At 56.4% G+C, this 14,353-nt stretch carries 10 protein-coding genes and 1 pseudogene; 7 read left to right on the top strand and 4 right to left on the bottom strand.

Annotated elements, in window-relative coordinates:
• Positions 1-233: 233 nt before the first annotated feature.
• Both AC0V6U_RS08695 and AC0V6U_RS08690 read right to left on the bottom strand, forming a co-directional pair.
• Positions 234-1,127 carry a sterol desaturase family protein gene (locus AC0V6U_RS08695; RefSeq protein WP_472642777.1) on the bottom strand — a complete coding sequence of 298 codons (894 nt, stop codon included), beginning with the start codon at positions 1,125-1,127 and terminating at the stop codon, positions 234-236.
• Positions 1,128-1,197: 70 nt separating this feature from the next.
• Positions 1,198-1,902, bottom strand: coding sequence for a helix-turn-helix domain-containing protein (locus AC0V6U_RS08690; RefSeq protein WP_472642776.1), 705 nt, complete (start codon positions 1,900-1,902; stop codon positions 1,198-1,200).
• 73 nt (positions 1,903-1,975) lie between these two features.
• On the opposite strand from AC0V6U_RS08690, the gene AC0V6U_RS08685 reads away from it, so the two are divergent.
• From AC0V6U_RS08685 to AC0V6U_RS08675, 3 genes and pseudogenes are all read left to right on the top strand, one after another.
• On the top strand, positions 1,976-2,698 hold the full coding sequence (locus tag AC0V6U_RS08685) for an IS6 family transposase (RefSeq protein WP_472642775.1): 723 nt from the start codon (positions 1,976-1,978) through the stop codon (positions 2,696-2,698).
• Between the two features lie 64 nt (positions 2,699-2,762).
• Positions 2,763-3,346, top strand: a pseudogene (locus AC0V6U_RS08680) (IS6 family transposase); the annotation flags it as partial.
• A 205-nt stretch (positions 3,347-3,551) separates the two neighbouring features.
• Positions 3,552-5,054 (top strand): hypothetical protein, encoded by a 1,503-nt coding sequence (locus AC0V6U_RS08675; RefSeq protein WP_486169429.1) that lies wholly within the window; start codon positions 3,552-3,554, stop codon positions 5,052-5,054.
• 52 nt (positions 5,055-5,106) lie between these two features.
• Here the strand turns inward: AC0V6U_RS08675 and AC0V6U_RS08670 are convergent, their stop codons facing one another.
• Positions 5,107-5,346 (bottom strand): hypothetical protein, encoded by a 240-nt coding sequence (locus tag AC0V6U_RS08670; RefSeq protein WP_472642773.1) that lies wholly within the window; start codon positions 5,344-5,346, stop codon positions 5,107-5,109.
• Between the two features lie 554 nt (positions 5,347-5,900).
• Between AC0V6U_RS08670 and AC0V6U_RS08665 the strand changes: the two genes are divergently transcribed.
• The 4 genes from AC0V6U_RS08665 (at position 5,901) to AC0V6U_RS08650 (ending at position 12,650) form a co-directional block, all read left to right on the top strand.
• Positions 5,901-8,561 carry an ATP-binding protein gene (locus tag AC0V6U_RS08665; RefSeq protein ID WP_472642772.1) on the top strand — a complete coding sequence of 887 codons (2,661 nt, stop codon included), beginning with the start codon at positions 5,901-5,903 and terminating at the stop codon, positions 8,559-8,561.
• Positions 8,562-8,733: 172 nt separating this feature from the next.
• Positions 8,734-9,975, top strand: coding sequence for a serine hydrolase domain-containing protein (locus AC0V6U_RS08660; protein WP_472642771.1), 1,242 nt, complete (start codon positions 8,734-8,736; stop codon positions 9,973-9,975).
• 53 nt (positions 9,976-10,028) lie between these two features.
• Positions 10,029-10,946, top strand: a complete 918-nt coding sequence (locus AC0V6U_RS08655; RefSeq protein WP_486169428.1) for a hypothetical protein — start codon at positions 10,029-10,031, stop codon at positions 10,944-10,946.
• 603 nt (positions 10,947-11,549) lie between these two features.
• On the top strand, positions 11,550-12,650 hold the full coding sequence (locus AC0V6U_RS08650) for a TIGR03032 family protein (protein ID WP_472642769.1): 1,101 nt from the start codon (positions 11,550-11,552) through the stop codon (positions 12,648-12,650).
• Between the two features lie 32 nt (positions 12,651-12,682).
• On the opposite strand, the gene AC0V6U_RS08645 is transcribed toward AC0V6U_RS08650, so the two are convergent.
• Entirely contained in the window at positions 12,683-14,260 is a 1,578-nt protein-coding gene (locus AC0V6U_RS08645) for a winged helix-turn-helix domain-containing protein (protein ID WP_472642768.1), read from the bottom strand.
• Positions 14,261-14,353: the final 93 nt, after the last annotated feature.

The raw sequence follows: 14,353 nt of genomic DNA, 5'->3' as shown, positions 1-14,353 counted from the left end.
CCGCGAGGCATTTAACTTCCATCGTTAGTCCAAAGTGTATCGGCGACTGCTTCTAAGATAGCCCAAACGCTCACCTGATGTCCACACATGGGTCGACACCCGACCAAGCGCTTTTGTCACAGCTTGATACTAAGCTGTCAGACGGCTTTTGGAATTGCGGTCCGATCAGGTTTCGATCAGCTCATGGGGGTGGGAGCGGAAGGTCTGCTCTTGGAGGCGTCCAAGCTGTGTTTTCAGCCTTGCTCGGATCCGGTGACCTTTGCTTTCGATGATGCCTCGACGCTCTTGCGAAATGGGTCGATCAATTGCGCAAGATATCGTCTAGGAAAATTGGGCCGACCTGCCACACCCAACTGGCCATCGCGCGGTTGCGGACGGTCCTTTTCGAACGTGCCGAGAGTATGATCCCAAATCATTGTAAATAGGCCAAAGTTCACATCACCATCGATTTTGTGCGCAAGATGATGGTGACGATGACCGGGCGCCACAGCCCAAATATGTATAAGAGGACCTACGCGCATATCCAAATTAGAGTGTTGCAGCATCAGTTGAATGGCAACAGCAAAAGCAAGCAGCGCGCCGATCTCCAGCGGCATCCCCATCAAGAGCAGCGGAGTGGTCCCCGCAGTGGTTTCGATTACCTGATGGAGCGGATGTTTCATGAGTCCATTGAAGCCGTACATCCGCTCAACGCTGTGGTGGACCGCATGCAATCGCCACAACACTTCGACCTTGTGACTGGCATAGTGCGTCATCGTGATTCCGAAGTCCGCGATCAGTATCGTCATCCCGAGCTGTGCCCAAAGCGGCCAACGATCCGGCCAAACCTCAAAACCATGCGTCACGGCAGCAAGAATAGGAATCACAGCGACCGCGACGAAGCTCGACAATTCGTTTACGATAGCATGGATCGTATCGCGGCCTATGTCGCCCTTTGATACGTTCCAGACGCGCTCAAAGGGAGCAATTCGTTCGACGACGAACGACAGTGCTATCGCTAACAGAAGCAAAGAGATGAGCCAAAATTTGCTATGTCCAGCGCCTACTAACCAAATGGCAGCTCCAACAAACCCAGCGAAAAACATTGGCGCATATGCATAGCGCATCAATCCCCTGATGATACTCATTCCCAACCTCCAAAGAGGCTCCAGCGTAGCTTATCGGGTCAGAGTATTCTTGAACAAAGCGCTTGTCTCGCTACCGGTTCAGCGCGTCAGCGGCGGCGGTGGGGGTGATCCCAAACATCCGGCGCATTGTGCGAGAAAAATGCGCTTGATCCGAAAAACCGCCGGCATAAGTCGCTGCTGCAAGGGAATCGCCACTTGCCAGCGCACGTGCAGCCGCCTCAAGCTTGCGCCAAATCAACCAATTTGAAAGTGGAACCTTGAATTGTTCTCGTACGAGCGCTCGCAGACGCGAAACCGAAATACCAGCATTGGCGGCCGCTTGTGCGATTGTAACGTGGCCGGGCGCTTCACGCAGGCACGAAAGAGCTTTGGCAAGGCGATGGTCTATGGCATTTGATCGAACACTTGTTTCCGCGTCCAGAAACTGAACCAGGTCCTCAGGTTCGTAGCTCAAAGGAAAGAGTAGCATATCCCTTCGGACGGTCAGAATATCCGCTCCATCAAGAAGGTTTGCGATATCCAGAACCTGCGATGCTTGCGGATCGAGATAAATGATCGTCACCGGTTCTTTGCTTATGATAGCATGGGAGACAGATGCACGGACAATGACAGCTTCACCGCAATGCCGTTCCTTGCTTTCGTCAGCCAAACATACGTTCTCGGTATGACCGAAAGCTAACTGATACGCAGCGTGAGCATGAAGCTTATTGTCATCAGGCAGCCCCGTGTAGGCAGCCACCGTTTCGCCAAACGCAAATTTTCCGAGCCAACTCATCGTAGTCAATTCACCTCAAACGGTCTTGTCAGACTAACGAGGCATTTCTGATTTGCCGTGCTACCGGAGGGTCATGAGCCGTAAGTCGAGAGCTAAGCCGCCCAGTCCATTCAAGCGTTTCAACTCGTCACCCGAGGTAATCAGGCTTGTGGTGATGATGTACGTTCGGTTTCCCTTGAGCTTGCGGAATGTGGAAGATCTGCTCTTCGAGCGAGGGATAGACATTTGTCACGAGACGGTACGGTTCTGGTGGAACCGGTTTGGTCCAATGTTCGCCGCCGACATCAAGCACCAACGTATCAGCCGGATGAGAGGGTTCAGGCAGTGGCGCTGGCACCTCGATGAGATGTTTGTGAAGATCAACGGCGAGACGCACTATTTGTGGCGCGCGGTCGATCACGAGGGTGAAGTTCTCGAGAGCTACGTCACCAAGAAGCGAGACAAGAAGGCTGCTCTGCGTTTCATGAAGAAGACTCTCAAAAACCACGGCGGACCAGCAGAGATCGTCACGGATGGGCTTAGATCCTACTCATCAGCCATGCGAGAACTTGGCATTGAAGGTCGCCGCGAAATGGGAAGATGGCTCAACAACCGAGTGGAGAACTCCCACTTGCCGTTCCGACGAAGGGAGCGTGTCATGCAGCGTTTCAGGCGAATGAAATCGCTACAGAAATTCGCGTCAGTCCACGCCAACCTCCACAACCACTTCAATTTCGACCGCCATCAAACCGACCGACAGACTTACAAGACCAATCGCTCAGTCGCACTGGCCGAGTGGCAAAACCTCATGGCTTGAAGAGCGGCGAGGGTAGGGCGCTCTACGTCTAGCGGAGACGAGTTCGCGTTAGACTGACAGCACCCGCGGGATCGATGTCTGCCACGAGACCGTGCGGCATTGGTGGAACCGGTTTGGTCCGCTGTTCGCAGCCGATGTGCAGCGCCAGCGGGTGAGCCGGATGCGAGGTTTCCGACAGTGGAAATGGCACCTCGACGAGGTCTAAGTGAAAATCAATGGAGAGCTCCACTACCTGTGGCGCGCAGTCGATCAAGAAGGCGAGATCCTTGAGAGCTACGTCACAAAGACAAGGGATAAGAAGGCTGCACTGCGGTTCATGCGGAAAGCGCTGAGGCGGCATGGCTCACCCGCAGAGATCACCACTGATGGTCTCACGTCGTACAAGGCTGCTATGAAAGAACTCGGCAACACTGAGAAGCAGGAGGTGGGACGCTGGGCCAACAACAGGGTGGAAACAGCCACCTGCCGTTCCGACGACGAGAGCGAGCGATGCTGCGGTTCAGGCAAATGAAGAGCTTACAGAAGTTTGCCTCAGTTCACGCCAACGTCCACAATCACTTCAATGCCCAACGCCACCTAGTCGATCGCGAAACTTACAAGACCGCCCGCTCAGCCGCACTGGCTGAGTGGCAAAACCTTATGGCCTGACCTTTGTCGGGGAAGGGGTGAGCCTTGCCAATCGGAGACAAGTTCCGATTAGACTGACAGCACCGTCTGGTAGTCTTGGCGATCCATGAGCAAAAATTGGGTGTCGTTCGTGCGAAAATTGGGTGCCTCCTCGGAAGCGCTCTACGGCCAGCCATGGCATTGCTTGGAAGCTGTCACATTTGTTGCCTAGCGGGAGGAACGCACCGTGAAAGATGGAACCAAGATCGTCCTGATGACTATAGCAGTGGGCGCCTCGGCCTCGCTCACTGCGCAAGATCAACAGCTGCGCACATCCAGCGGTCAAAACACCGAGGTTAGAAGGCCAGTAGAACTGCAAGTCGAAGTTCCATCAAGTGCAAAAATTCTGAATTCTCGTGGCGCAGAAGCATTGCTTCGATCCCAACCGACCGAGCGGCGCATGACCATTCAGTCGGTGCGCGCTCAACCTGTTGTTGAGCTGGATCAGGGAACTGCAGACATGCGGCCAATTCTTCAGAATCCCGCAGCGCCCGTGAACTTGGCGCAGCGCCTAAAAGCGCAGCCTGCGCTGGCTTCCGTTCGCGCTGATACGTTTGAAGTCGCAGAAATCGCAGAAGGAATAATTGTTCGCCAGTTCCTATCCTATCAATTGAAGCCGGGCGTGTGCGCCAATCCGGAAAGCCGCCGAGCCATCGCTGCGCAAGGTATCGAGTGCTTCGCCCGAAAAACACCGGGTCAACGTCAGTCCTCGCTTGCTGATCGCACAAACGACGCGCGCTTTATCGCCAATGCCGCAAGTCGGCGTCAGGCCCTTGCGAGTGCTACTGCCGCCACTGCTGAGCAGCAGCAAGAGATTGACCAAGACGTTGCGCAACTGCGGCAATATCTCACGCAGGCCGAATATCGCGACCAGATCGGTGCCGCCGAAGCCGATCGGCTGGCAGCCATGAGTGATGCTGATTTGCAGGCAGAAATGCTGGCTCAGGCCGAAATCGAGATCGAAGAGGTCATGTTTGTGCCAAATCTTGAGGCACAGGATTTGCGCATTCAAGCCCGGCCCACATTCGGCGTCACCCAGCGGCCGCCCCGCCGCGGTTATCGGCTCGCGGCAGCTTCGGCAGAACGCGAGGCAGAGGATGCGCGGGTTTTGCGCCAGGGCGGAACCGCGCAAACAAGCTCGCTTCCACCTGCTCATCGGCGCGGGCCAAGCGATCTGCGCCGGGGCCCGGTTTCCCCTCGCGGCCCAAGTGATCTTGCCGCCCCTCCGCCGCTTGATTTGGAGCAAGACATCGCCATCGATCGCGAGTTCTACCTTACCGGCTTCACACTCGGGCGTGCCCATGAATGGCGAAAGCGCGTTTCGATAACGGTCAAATGGTGCTTGTTTGGCTGCCGTCGCACCTATTATGTCGAGCCTTACGCTGGGTTTAGTTATGGCTTTGGCTTGCGCTTTCCCGTCCGGATGGACGGTACATACAAGTATCGCCACCAGAACGGCACCGAACGAGCATCCTTCACCCCCGAGTTCCGCCCTATCAATGCAAACGCCAACCAATATGGGCGAACAGGGCTCGCTAGTTCACAACGCTTCGGTGGCAAAGAGTTGGTCGCAGAAGCGACCGCGTATACCGGCTTTCTCTACAAGCTGACCGGGGGACGACAGGGTAATCTGAGCCTGCTTGATGTTGGTGTAGATTTGACCGACCGTCTGCTCAGCCCCGTTTCGTGATGGCCAGTTCACGCCGCCTGCTCCGGGCGAAACAACGCCGCCGATTGTTCGATCAATCGAGCAGGTCGATTTGCTGCTCGGTCGCGCACATTTTGGCGTAGTTGGCGCTAAAATTCACCCGGCGATCAAAATGGAGTTTTTCTCTGATGGCTTGAAATTTGATCTGCGCGATCACGTGTCTAATACGACCACTAGCATGAGCGAGAGCGGCAGGGCCTATCCACTGGCGATCAACGCCAACCATTACAGCCGGTTTACCGTCCGCAATCCAGTTTACAATCTCGGCTTTCAAATGACGCCAGGTTTGGTCGGCCGCGCCTATGTCGATATTGCGATCTGGTCACGCGATTGGAACTGGCCAGTTTGGTTTCCTCAGTTGACCGTCAAGCTGCCACCCAACGGCGTCAACTTCTCATGCCATGCGGGCACGGTCTGCGGACACCAATATAAGCTAAGAGCGGACCATTGGCGGCCAAAGCCAAGGCGCACCAATCCGGGTAGGCAGCCCACTCGAACGAACCCCACCCCCAGAAGAACAAACCCGTTGTAGGGCCTCGCAGTAGGCTGATTTACTGGCTGTCCGCTTTCTCAACCGGCGGCACAATCGATATTTGATTGTTGGCCTAGAAATTGCTTCGATTGCGTTGTTTGTGCTATCGATATTTGAGGTGCGCGCTCTTCTAGGCCCCCAAGCTCTTTAAGTAGATCAGGCCTTTCACACAGATTCGCGATTGCCAAAAGCTCTGCTCTGTCACCATTATTGCGCCTGATTCGAGCTGCCTCGATCGTCTAAGAGTTTCAAAACCAGTCCACCCAATTTTCACCGCTCACTACCCAATTTTTCAGATGAAGCTGGTCGCCGACCTTCCGTTTGGGCAAACTGGCGAAATGCTTGCTGAACGCGATATCGAACTTTCACGCTTGGCGGCCCTATTGGGGGCCTGCGATGCAGGTGGCCGGGTGGTTGCGCTGAGCGGCGAGGCTGGCATTGGCAAAACTGCCTTGCTTCGAGAGTTTGCTGCGCGTCATGCGGAGGATTGTCGGTGCATCTGGGGGATGTGCGACGCTTTGTTCACGCCGCGCCCCCTTGGCCCGGTGCATGATATTGCAGCCTTGATGAGCGAATTGGGCGATGATTGGCAGAATTCTGGCGGCACGGCCTTGTTCTCTCGGATTTTGTCCAAGCTGAGCCATAGCGAGCATCCGGTCGTCCTGATCATCGAAGATGTGCATTGGGCAGATGTTGGTACGCTCGATTTCATTCGATTTCTTGGGCGCCGCATCACCATGTGCAGCGTCTTGATGATAGTCAGTTTTCGCAATGATGAGCTGAGCCGGGACCATCCCTTGCTGCGTGTGTTGGGAGACATTCCCAGCGACCAGATGGACCGGATCGAGCTCCAATCGCTCTCGCTGGCCGCCGTTACGAGGATGGCCGACAATAGCGGGCGCGATCCGGAGAAGCTGCTTTCGGTAACAAATGGGAACCCGTTTTTCCTTTCTGAGATTCTCGCGAGCAATGATGGCCATCGGCAAGTTCCCGCGTCCGTTCAAGATGCAGTAAATGGGCGCCTCGCGCGGCTCTCCAGCAAGCAGATCAGGCTGCTTGAAGCCCTAAGCATTATCCCCGTGCACATCGTGCCAGAATTGCATTGCGGCTGGATTGACGATTATCAAGAATTGCTGCGCGACTGCCTCGACCTTTCGATCCTGGTCGAGCTTGACGATGGACGTCTGCGTTTTCGGCATGAACTGGCCCGGCTCGCCACTTGCAATCGCTGTTCGTCTATCGAGCTCCGCAATCTGCATCGCAAGCACTTGGCCTTCATCCTTGAAAGCCCTGAAGACCATGATGCTGGCGAGTTGCTTCACCATGCACGCGGCGCTGTCGATGCTGAAATGGTGCTGCAATTTGCCCCTATCGCTGCGGAGAAAGCCGCGCTGCTTGGTGCGCATAAAGAGGCGGCCGACTATCTGGAGGCTGCGCTCGAATATGTTGATGAAGCGAAGCCTGAAGAGGCCGCGCGGCTTTATGAAAGCTGGGCTTATGAAGCTGCAATTGCCCACCGGATTGATGATCGTGTCATCGAGGCGCGTCGCCATGCATTGACGATGTGGCGAGTGCTCGGCGACGATGAGCGCATCGCCGACAATTTGCGGCATCTTTCGCGCCTGCACTGGTATCGCGGGGAGGCAACACAGGCCAGTCGTTATCTCGACGATGCGATCCAATTGCTCGAGCGGCTGGATAACAAGGGCACGCTTGCGCTGGCCTATTCGATGCGTTCCCAAATCCACATGCTGGCCAGCCGGATGGAGGCAGCAATCGATTGGGGAGAGCGCGCCCTCGCAGTGATCGAAGGCAAGCCAATTCCCGAAGTGGAAGTTCACGCACTTAACAACATTGGCACGGCGCGCATGTTCCTTGGCGATGAGCAAGGGATTGTAGATCTTGAAAAAAGCCTCGATCTTGCGCTGACCCATAACCTTCACGAGGACGCAGCGCGGGTCTTCACCAACCTCTCAGAATATGCGGTCGACATGCGCAGGTTGGACATTGCAGAATCGACGCTGGAACGCGGGATCAAATTTGATACCGAGCATGAACTCGACAGCTGGACCTTTTATTTGCTTGGCCGCAAAGCCCAACTTCGGTTGGAGCAAGGACGGCTCGACGAGGTCGAGGAAATCTGTCGTTCGGTAATCGGAACGCCGGGGCAGACTTTGCTGATGAAGCTGCCTGCCAGGATCATGTTGGCTCGGCTGTACGTGCGCAGTGCGCATGAAGACGCGGCCACAACACTCCAAAAGGCATACAAGGATGCGCTGGCGACTGGCGAGGTGCAATACTGCATCCCTGTCTTGATGGCGATGCTGGAGCAAGCGTGGCTGACCGACTCTGAAGATCTCGCCGCCCAAGCGGTAAGCGGTTTGGACAGGATCGAGCCGTCGTGTTTCAGTCTGTGGGCGCGCGCTGAATACAATTTCTGGTGCGATCTAACCGGGGCATCTCCCAAGCATACCGATCATGAGGACGAGACACCTTTCGGATCAGCCATCCGGGGTGACTATTCTGAGGCCGGCATGCAGTTCGCGAGGCTTGGTGCGGATTATCTTGCCAATGTCTGCTTTGGTCTGTCGAATAGCGTGGAGACAGTGTCCGCGGGGCTGGCGGCGCTCAGTCGGCAAGGTGCAAAGGGCGCGACCACGCGATTAATTGATTTGCTTGAGCTCCGGGGCATCGCGCGTGAGGATATTACCTTGCCGCGCGGTCCCTACAGTGCGGCTCGCGAGAACGCATTTGGCTTAACGGCCAAGGAAATGATCGTTCTTGAACACCTAGCCAAGGGACTTAGCAACGCTCAGATCGCTGAGGAAATGTCCCGCTCACAGCGCACAGTTGAACATCACGTCTCTGCTATTCTGCAGAAACTCGAGGTGGAAAATCGGCTCGGCGTATTGTTGAAGTTGCGCGACGAGCCGTGGATCGTTGGTGAAACCGAATGAAGGTTTAAGCCATCCCCTAAAGCGTCCGCGGCTGCCCCATGAAATTTGGGTAGTGCGTTTCCCAAGAATGGGTAGCCGCCCCGATGACGCATCCAGCTGCGCCAATATCCTGATCTCCGCCACTCTTGGAATGGCATGAAAACGCGAATGCCGTGTTTTGGGGGAGACCGAAATGAAAATGATGCTCCGTGCTGCTTTATCTTTGGCCATCGCTGTGCCCACTGCCACGCCCGCCTGCGCTCAAGAGATCCCGCCGCTAAATCGCGAACGGTTTGAAAGCTCAATGCATGACCGACTGCGCGGCAACACGGTGGGCTATGCCTTCGCGCTGACTGGGCCAGTTAACATTCTGGCCGAGGGAGCAGATGGTTGGGCCCAGAAGCCCGGCGATGGCAATGTCCGCATGACGGTTCGGACGGCAAGTCATATCGGCTCCGTCAGCAAGCTGATTAGCGGCACAGGACTGCTATACTTGCTGCGCGAAAAGCCGATAGCCAATGGCACCGTAAACCAACAGCTTGATACGCCGGTTTCTGATCTGCTGCCCCAAAAAATGAAGCAGGCTTACAGGGCTCGTCTTGCTGGGATGACCCTGCGCACGCTGCTCATGCACAAATCGGGCCTCAACCGTGCACCAGGTGATGTCGGCTATTGTGACGGCGGAGCGCCAATTCCTGATGGGTGGGTCAACATAGATTATGGTCTGTCGCGCGGCGCGCAAGCGCCGGGCACCAACCGCAAGTACGACAATTGCAACATCTCGGTGCTGCGCTTCATCATCCCTCGCATAGCGTTTCCGGATCAGGCCGCCTCCATCGACCAGGCCCATGCAGGCAAGTCCGGCGCAGCATATGGCAAGGCAGTCGAGCCAGCTTACCGGTTTCTCTACACGACATTCATGTACACGCAGTTCTTCAACATTGTTTTTCGCGGCCCCATCCCAACCTGCAATCCAGCGCGAGACCGCGGCCCAGACAAATTTGCGAAATATTACTCATCGCTCGGCGATCAGGTCGGCGGCTTTGTTCAGCCGGAAACCTGCAATCCGCAGGGCAGCTATTACATGAGCGCTCGCCAGCTCGCGCGGTTCGCCCGGCAGATGGGCTTCACCAACACACTAGTCGGACGGCGCATTCGGAAGCGCATGATCGCGCCCGATGACATTGACGACCGGTTGGTGTTCAATCGGATCATTAGCGACACGACTTTCCTCACGGAAACAGGGAAACGCAACTGGGTCTATCACGGAGGATCGTTCCGAGGCGCATCGGCGGTTGTCATTAAACTGCCCGGTAGGCGCTATGGCGTGGCGATTTCGAACAGTGACGAAATCTCCTCAGGCGACCTCGCACAAGCACTGTTCAACGCCTACGTGGCCGCCACCAAAAACGCGCCGCGGCGCACCAACCGCTGAAACAGTCCCGCATGCCAACACGCAATTCGCGCTCCGTGAAAAAGGAATTCGCTATGACAATTCGATCGAAACTACGCGCTCGCACACAGGCCATACTTGGGTCGCTCATGCTCGCCGCATTGGCCGGGCCCGTGCAAGCGGAGGGCTACCTGCAACCCTTTATCGATGGGCGTAACAATCTCCACCGCAACATCGCAGGCAATGATCTCGATGCATTCGCCACTACCCTGCGTGAAAGCGGCCGCATCGCAATCGATATCGAGATGGAAAATATCGCCGAATGTACGAGCCTCAACAAACGGTGCCTGCGCTTTCACCTCGTCTCGGCGCCCAATCCTGACAGACGCGGCTGGGATCTTGTGGGAGGCGTGCCAAAAGACGCCTACAACGATCTTTGGCGTACCAATCGCGATAGAGATTACCGCCCGACTGACATCGAAGCGCTAACCAAACACGTCTCCAATCCAGGAGGCCGGGGCGGCGCGCATAAAGTCTATTACGCGGGGCTCTGGGTCGAGAACCGGGAGAACTTGGCTTGGGCATCATTTACGGAGATCGAGCGAAGCCGATTTGACCGGGAGTTCCGGGAGCGGGTCCGCAATGGGTCGATGGTATTGGTCGATCACCAGGCTAGCGGATTTAGCAACCAGAGAGTTGCAGCGATATTTGTGCGCCCGCGCGCCGAACATCGAACATCACGTTGGAAACCCACGCAGGCTGAGTATTCGGCCGATGCCGCCCGCGTCTTCGGACCCGGAGGCGGATGGCCGCTTTATATGAAACCGGGATCCCGGTTCGACATGACATTGCGGCAGGACGGCGTTCGCCAAGCGCGCGTCTTCACGGCTCTGAACGATCAGCAACTGGCGAACCGCCTTACCCGGGCGCGCAGGGACGGCTTTCAATTGGTCGATATCGAGCGAAACGGTAGCAAGTGGCTGGCAGTTTTCGTGCGACGTCGCGCAGAATAGTGGTCGCTTCGTTGAGAGCCACGTGACCAAGACCCGCGACAAAGAAGATCGCCATGCAGCTCATGCGAAAGTGTTGAAACGGCATGACTCTCCGGCGTAGATCACCACCGATTGGCTGCGACCTTACAAGGCTGCGATACGCGAGTTAGGAAAGACCGGAAAGCACGAGGTGAGGCGCTGGGCCAACAAAATAGCGGAGATTTCAGACCTAGCTTGCCAGCGAGGATAGGGAGTTATGCTTTTTAGTTCCGACAGATGAAGTCGCTAAAGAAACTCGCTTCAGTTCACGCAAACGTCCACAATCACCTCAAAGCCCAAAGCCACTCAGCGTATGGGAAACCTACAAGACCTTCCGTTCAGTCGCTTTGGCTGAATGATAGAATTTTTGGCCTGAGAACTTGCTGGGTAGGAAGAAGCTGTGGCCATGAGAGATAAGTTGCGATTAGACTAGCAGCATAGCTAATAGGCATTCGCACTTGTGCGTCATCGTCCTATTGCGTCCAGTGGCCGCTTCGAACGTGTACCCAGTTTGCGATCTTGGAACCGCTCAAAAATGTGGTACGTCGGACCAATTGCAATTTTAGCTTTGGGGCATTCATTCGCATGACAGGACAAGGTCAGCAGGTAGCGGTCAGTCAAACACAGGCCGCTCCGCCGAAGGTTGAATATTCGCTTTCGGGCGGGCTGCTGGCGCGATTGGCGGGCATGAAGGCCTCGCTGTCTTTCACTTCGTATCAGTCGGGCTTTCTCTACATGCTTGGCGTGGGGCCGCAGGGAGGGGCGCAATTGCATCAATCGGGGATGCCCAAGCCGATGGGCCTGTGCGCTGATGGGCCAGATAGCCTTGTTCTGTCCGCCGGGGCGCAAATCATTCGGTTTGAAAATGTGCTCAGCGAAGAACAGCGCATCAATCAGGTCTATGACGCCTGCTTTATGCCGCGCACCCAGCATGTCACAGGACAGCTTGATGCGCATGATGTTGGGGTGGACAGAGATGGCAGGATCGTGTTCGTCAACACGCGCTACAATTGCCTTGCGACTATTTCGCCGCGCCACTCGTTTAAGGAAATCTGGCGTCCGTCCTTCATAACCGATCTGGTCGATGAAGACCGCTGTCACCTCAATGGTCTTGCCATGCGAGATGGCAAGGCCGCCTTCGTTACCGCAGTGTCTAAATCGAACACGATTGATGGCTGGCGCGATCGCCGCGCGGATGGCGGCGTGGTGATTGATGTCGAGAAGAACGAGATCATTTGCGAAGGGCTTTCAATGCCGCATTCGCCGCGCTGGCACGATGGCAAATTGTGGGTGCTGAACGCTGGCACGGGTGAGTTTGGATATGTCGAAAAGCCGAAGGGCAAGGCCAAGATGGGCAAATTTAAGGCGCTCACATTCTGCCCCGGTTTCCTGCGCGGTTTGGCGTTTCACGGCGGGTTTGCCTTCGTTGGTTTGTCCCGTCCGCGCTATAAGAGATTTGAAGGGTTGGAACTCGACCAGCGGCTGAAAGACGCCGACAGCGAGCCATGGTGCGGCGTTCAGGTGATTGATCTAAAGTCGGGCGCCTGTGTCGATTGGTTCCGGATCGATGGGGATATTGGCGAGCTGTACGATGTCGAGCTGATCGAGGGCTATTCCTGCCCGATGACTGTCTCGCCCAGCTCGCCGGATGCAGGCACGCTGATTACGATCGAGGAAGGCGCCTAGCCCAGTTGACTGAGCACATCTGACCACGCGATTTAGTGAAATCCGTTTGCGCTTAGGATCGCCTGGACGACCGGGCGAACTTGATCGCCCATGAAGGGATTGGCGCGCTCAATCCCTGAGATGGTGACGGTCGGAAAGATACTGCGGATCTTATCAGCGATCTCGGCCGCTTCCTGTTTGTCTCCTGCGAGGAAGACCGCGCAAAGGGCAGTGACCATGATCATCAGGTCTTCATGCGGCACACTTTGCGCGCGCCGCCCCCATTCTGCGGCGGCCTGAATGTCGCCGAGATTGAATTGAGCAATCGCATGCGCCGCATAGGTGCTGTAGCGCATCGGATCGCGCGGGCTCAGCGCCAACGCGAGTTCGCCGTGTTTCATCGCCTCTTCATACGGGCCTGCAAAGGCGTGATGCGCTGCAACCTGCGTGTGGCCCATGGCATAGCTGGGTGAAAGATCAATCGCGCGTTCCAGCCATTCGGGCGCTTGATCACGCTGGGTGCTGAGCGATAGCGCTTTGCCCATCGCCAGATTAGCGGACGGGTCATCCGGATCGGCATCGACGGCCGCCTCCGCCGACTGGCGCATCAATTGCGGGGCGTCGCCTGGATCATGCAAGGTGCGTTGGAGCAGTAGCCACCAATAGGTGTGAGACAGCCCGGCGTGCGCCCGCGCGAAGTCTGGGTCGATGGAAACGGCGCGGGTGAAATAAGCCTGCGCGCGCTCGATATTGTTGATGCCCCGGCGATAGAGCAGCGATGAGCCCATGTGAAAGGCCTGCCATGCGGTCAGGTCTTTAGGCGCGGCAATCCTTAGTCTTTCCGCTTCATTACGCGGGATTTGCCGCTCAACCTCGTGCACAACGCGTCCGACGGCATGCTCCCGGATTTCGTGGACTGCGCGCGGATCAAACTCGAAGCGTTCCGACCACACGACGCTGTCATCGCGCGTATCGGACAGCTCAATCGCAACCACCAGCCTGTCTCCGCCCAGCTCGATCGAGCCGCTGACGCAGTAATCGACGCTCAGCGCCTTGCGCAGTTTGGATGGGGCGATGTTGCCATTGCCGAACTGAAAGCTGGTGCCCCGCGCAATCACGCGCAGCATATGCAGGCGGGCCAGCGCAGAGATAATGTCGTCCGGCAGCGCCTCGGCAAAGGAAGCGTTGGGCGAGCGTCCATCGCCGATGATCCGAAACGGCAGGACAGCAATCGATGGCTTCTCACCAATCAGTTCTGAGCGAGGCTCGCCGCTTTCGACGGTGGCAATGGGTGCCCGAACCGCCGCCTGCTGACGCACCATCTCCACTTCGGGGATGAGGCGCCATCCCTTGGCGTGGACGGTGGCGATAATCTGCCTCGGCTTGGCCGTATCGTTCAGGGCCGCGCGCAAGGTCTTAATCTGGCTTAGCAGCGCAGCGTTGGAAACTTGCCGTCCCTGCCACAGACTATCCACTATGACCGCTTTGGTCAGGAGCTGGCCCACGCCTTCTTGAAGGAACAGATAGAGCAGTTCCTTCGTCATCGGCTGCAAAGGGATTTCCGCGCCGTTCGTGTCTGTCAGTTCAAACCGATCGCTGTCATAGGCGAAGACGCCAAATCTGTAGATCAAACTGCTTTCCTCCCACAGCAATTCGGTGTGTCACTAGATCGTCTGTCGAAAGCTCGCAATTATCCTATTTCCGCTGCGTAAATGACATGTTAC

Source organism: Erythrobacter sp. W36, assembly GCF_057364935.1.
Note: the sequence above shows the minus strand (reverse complement) of the source record. Positions and strands in the feature narration are given on the sequence as shown.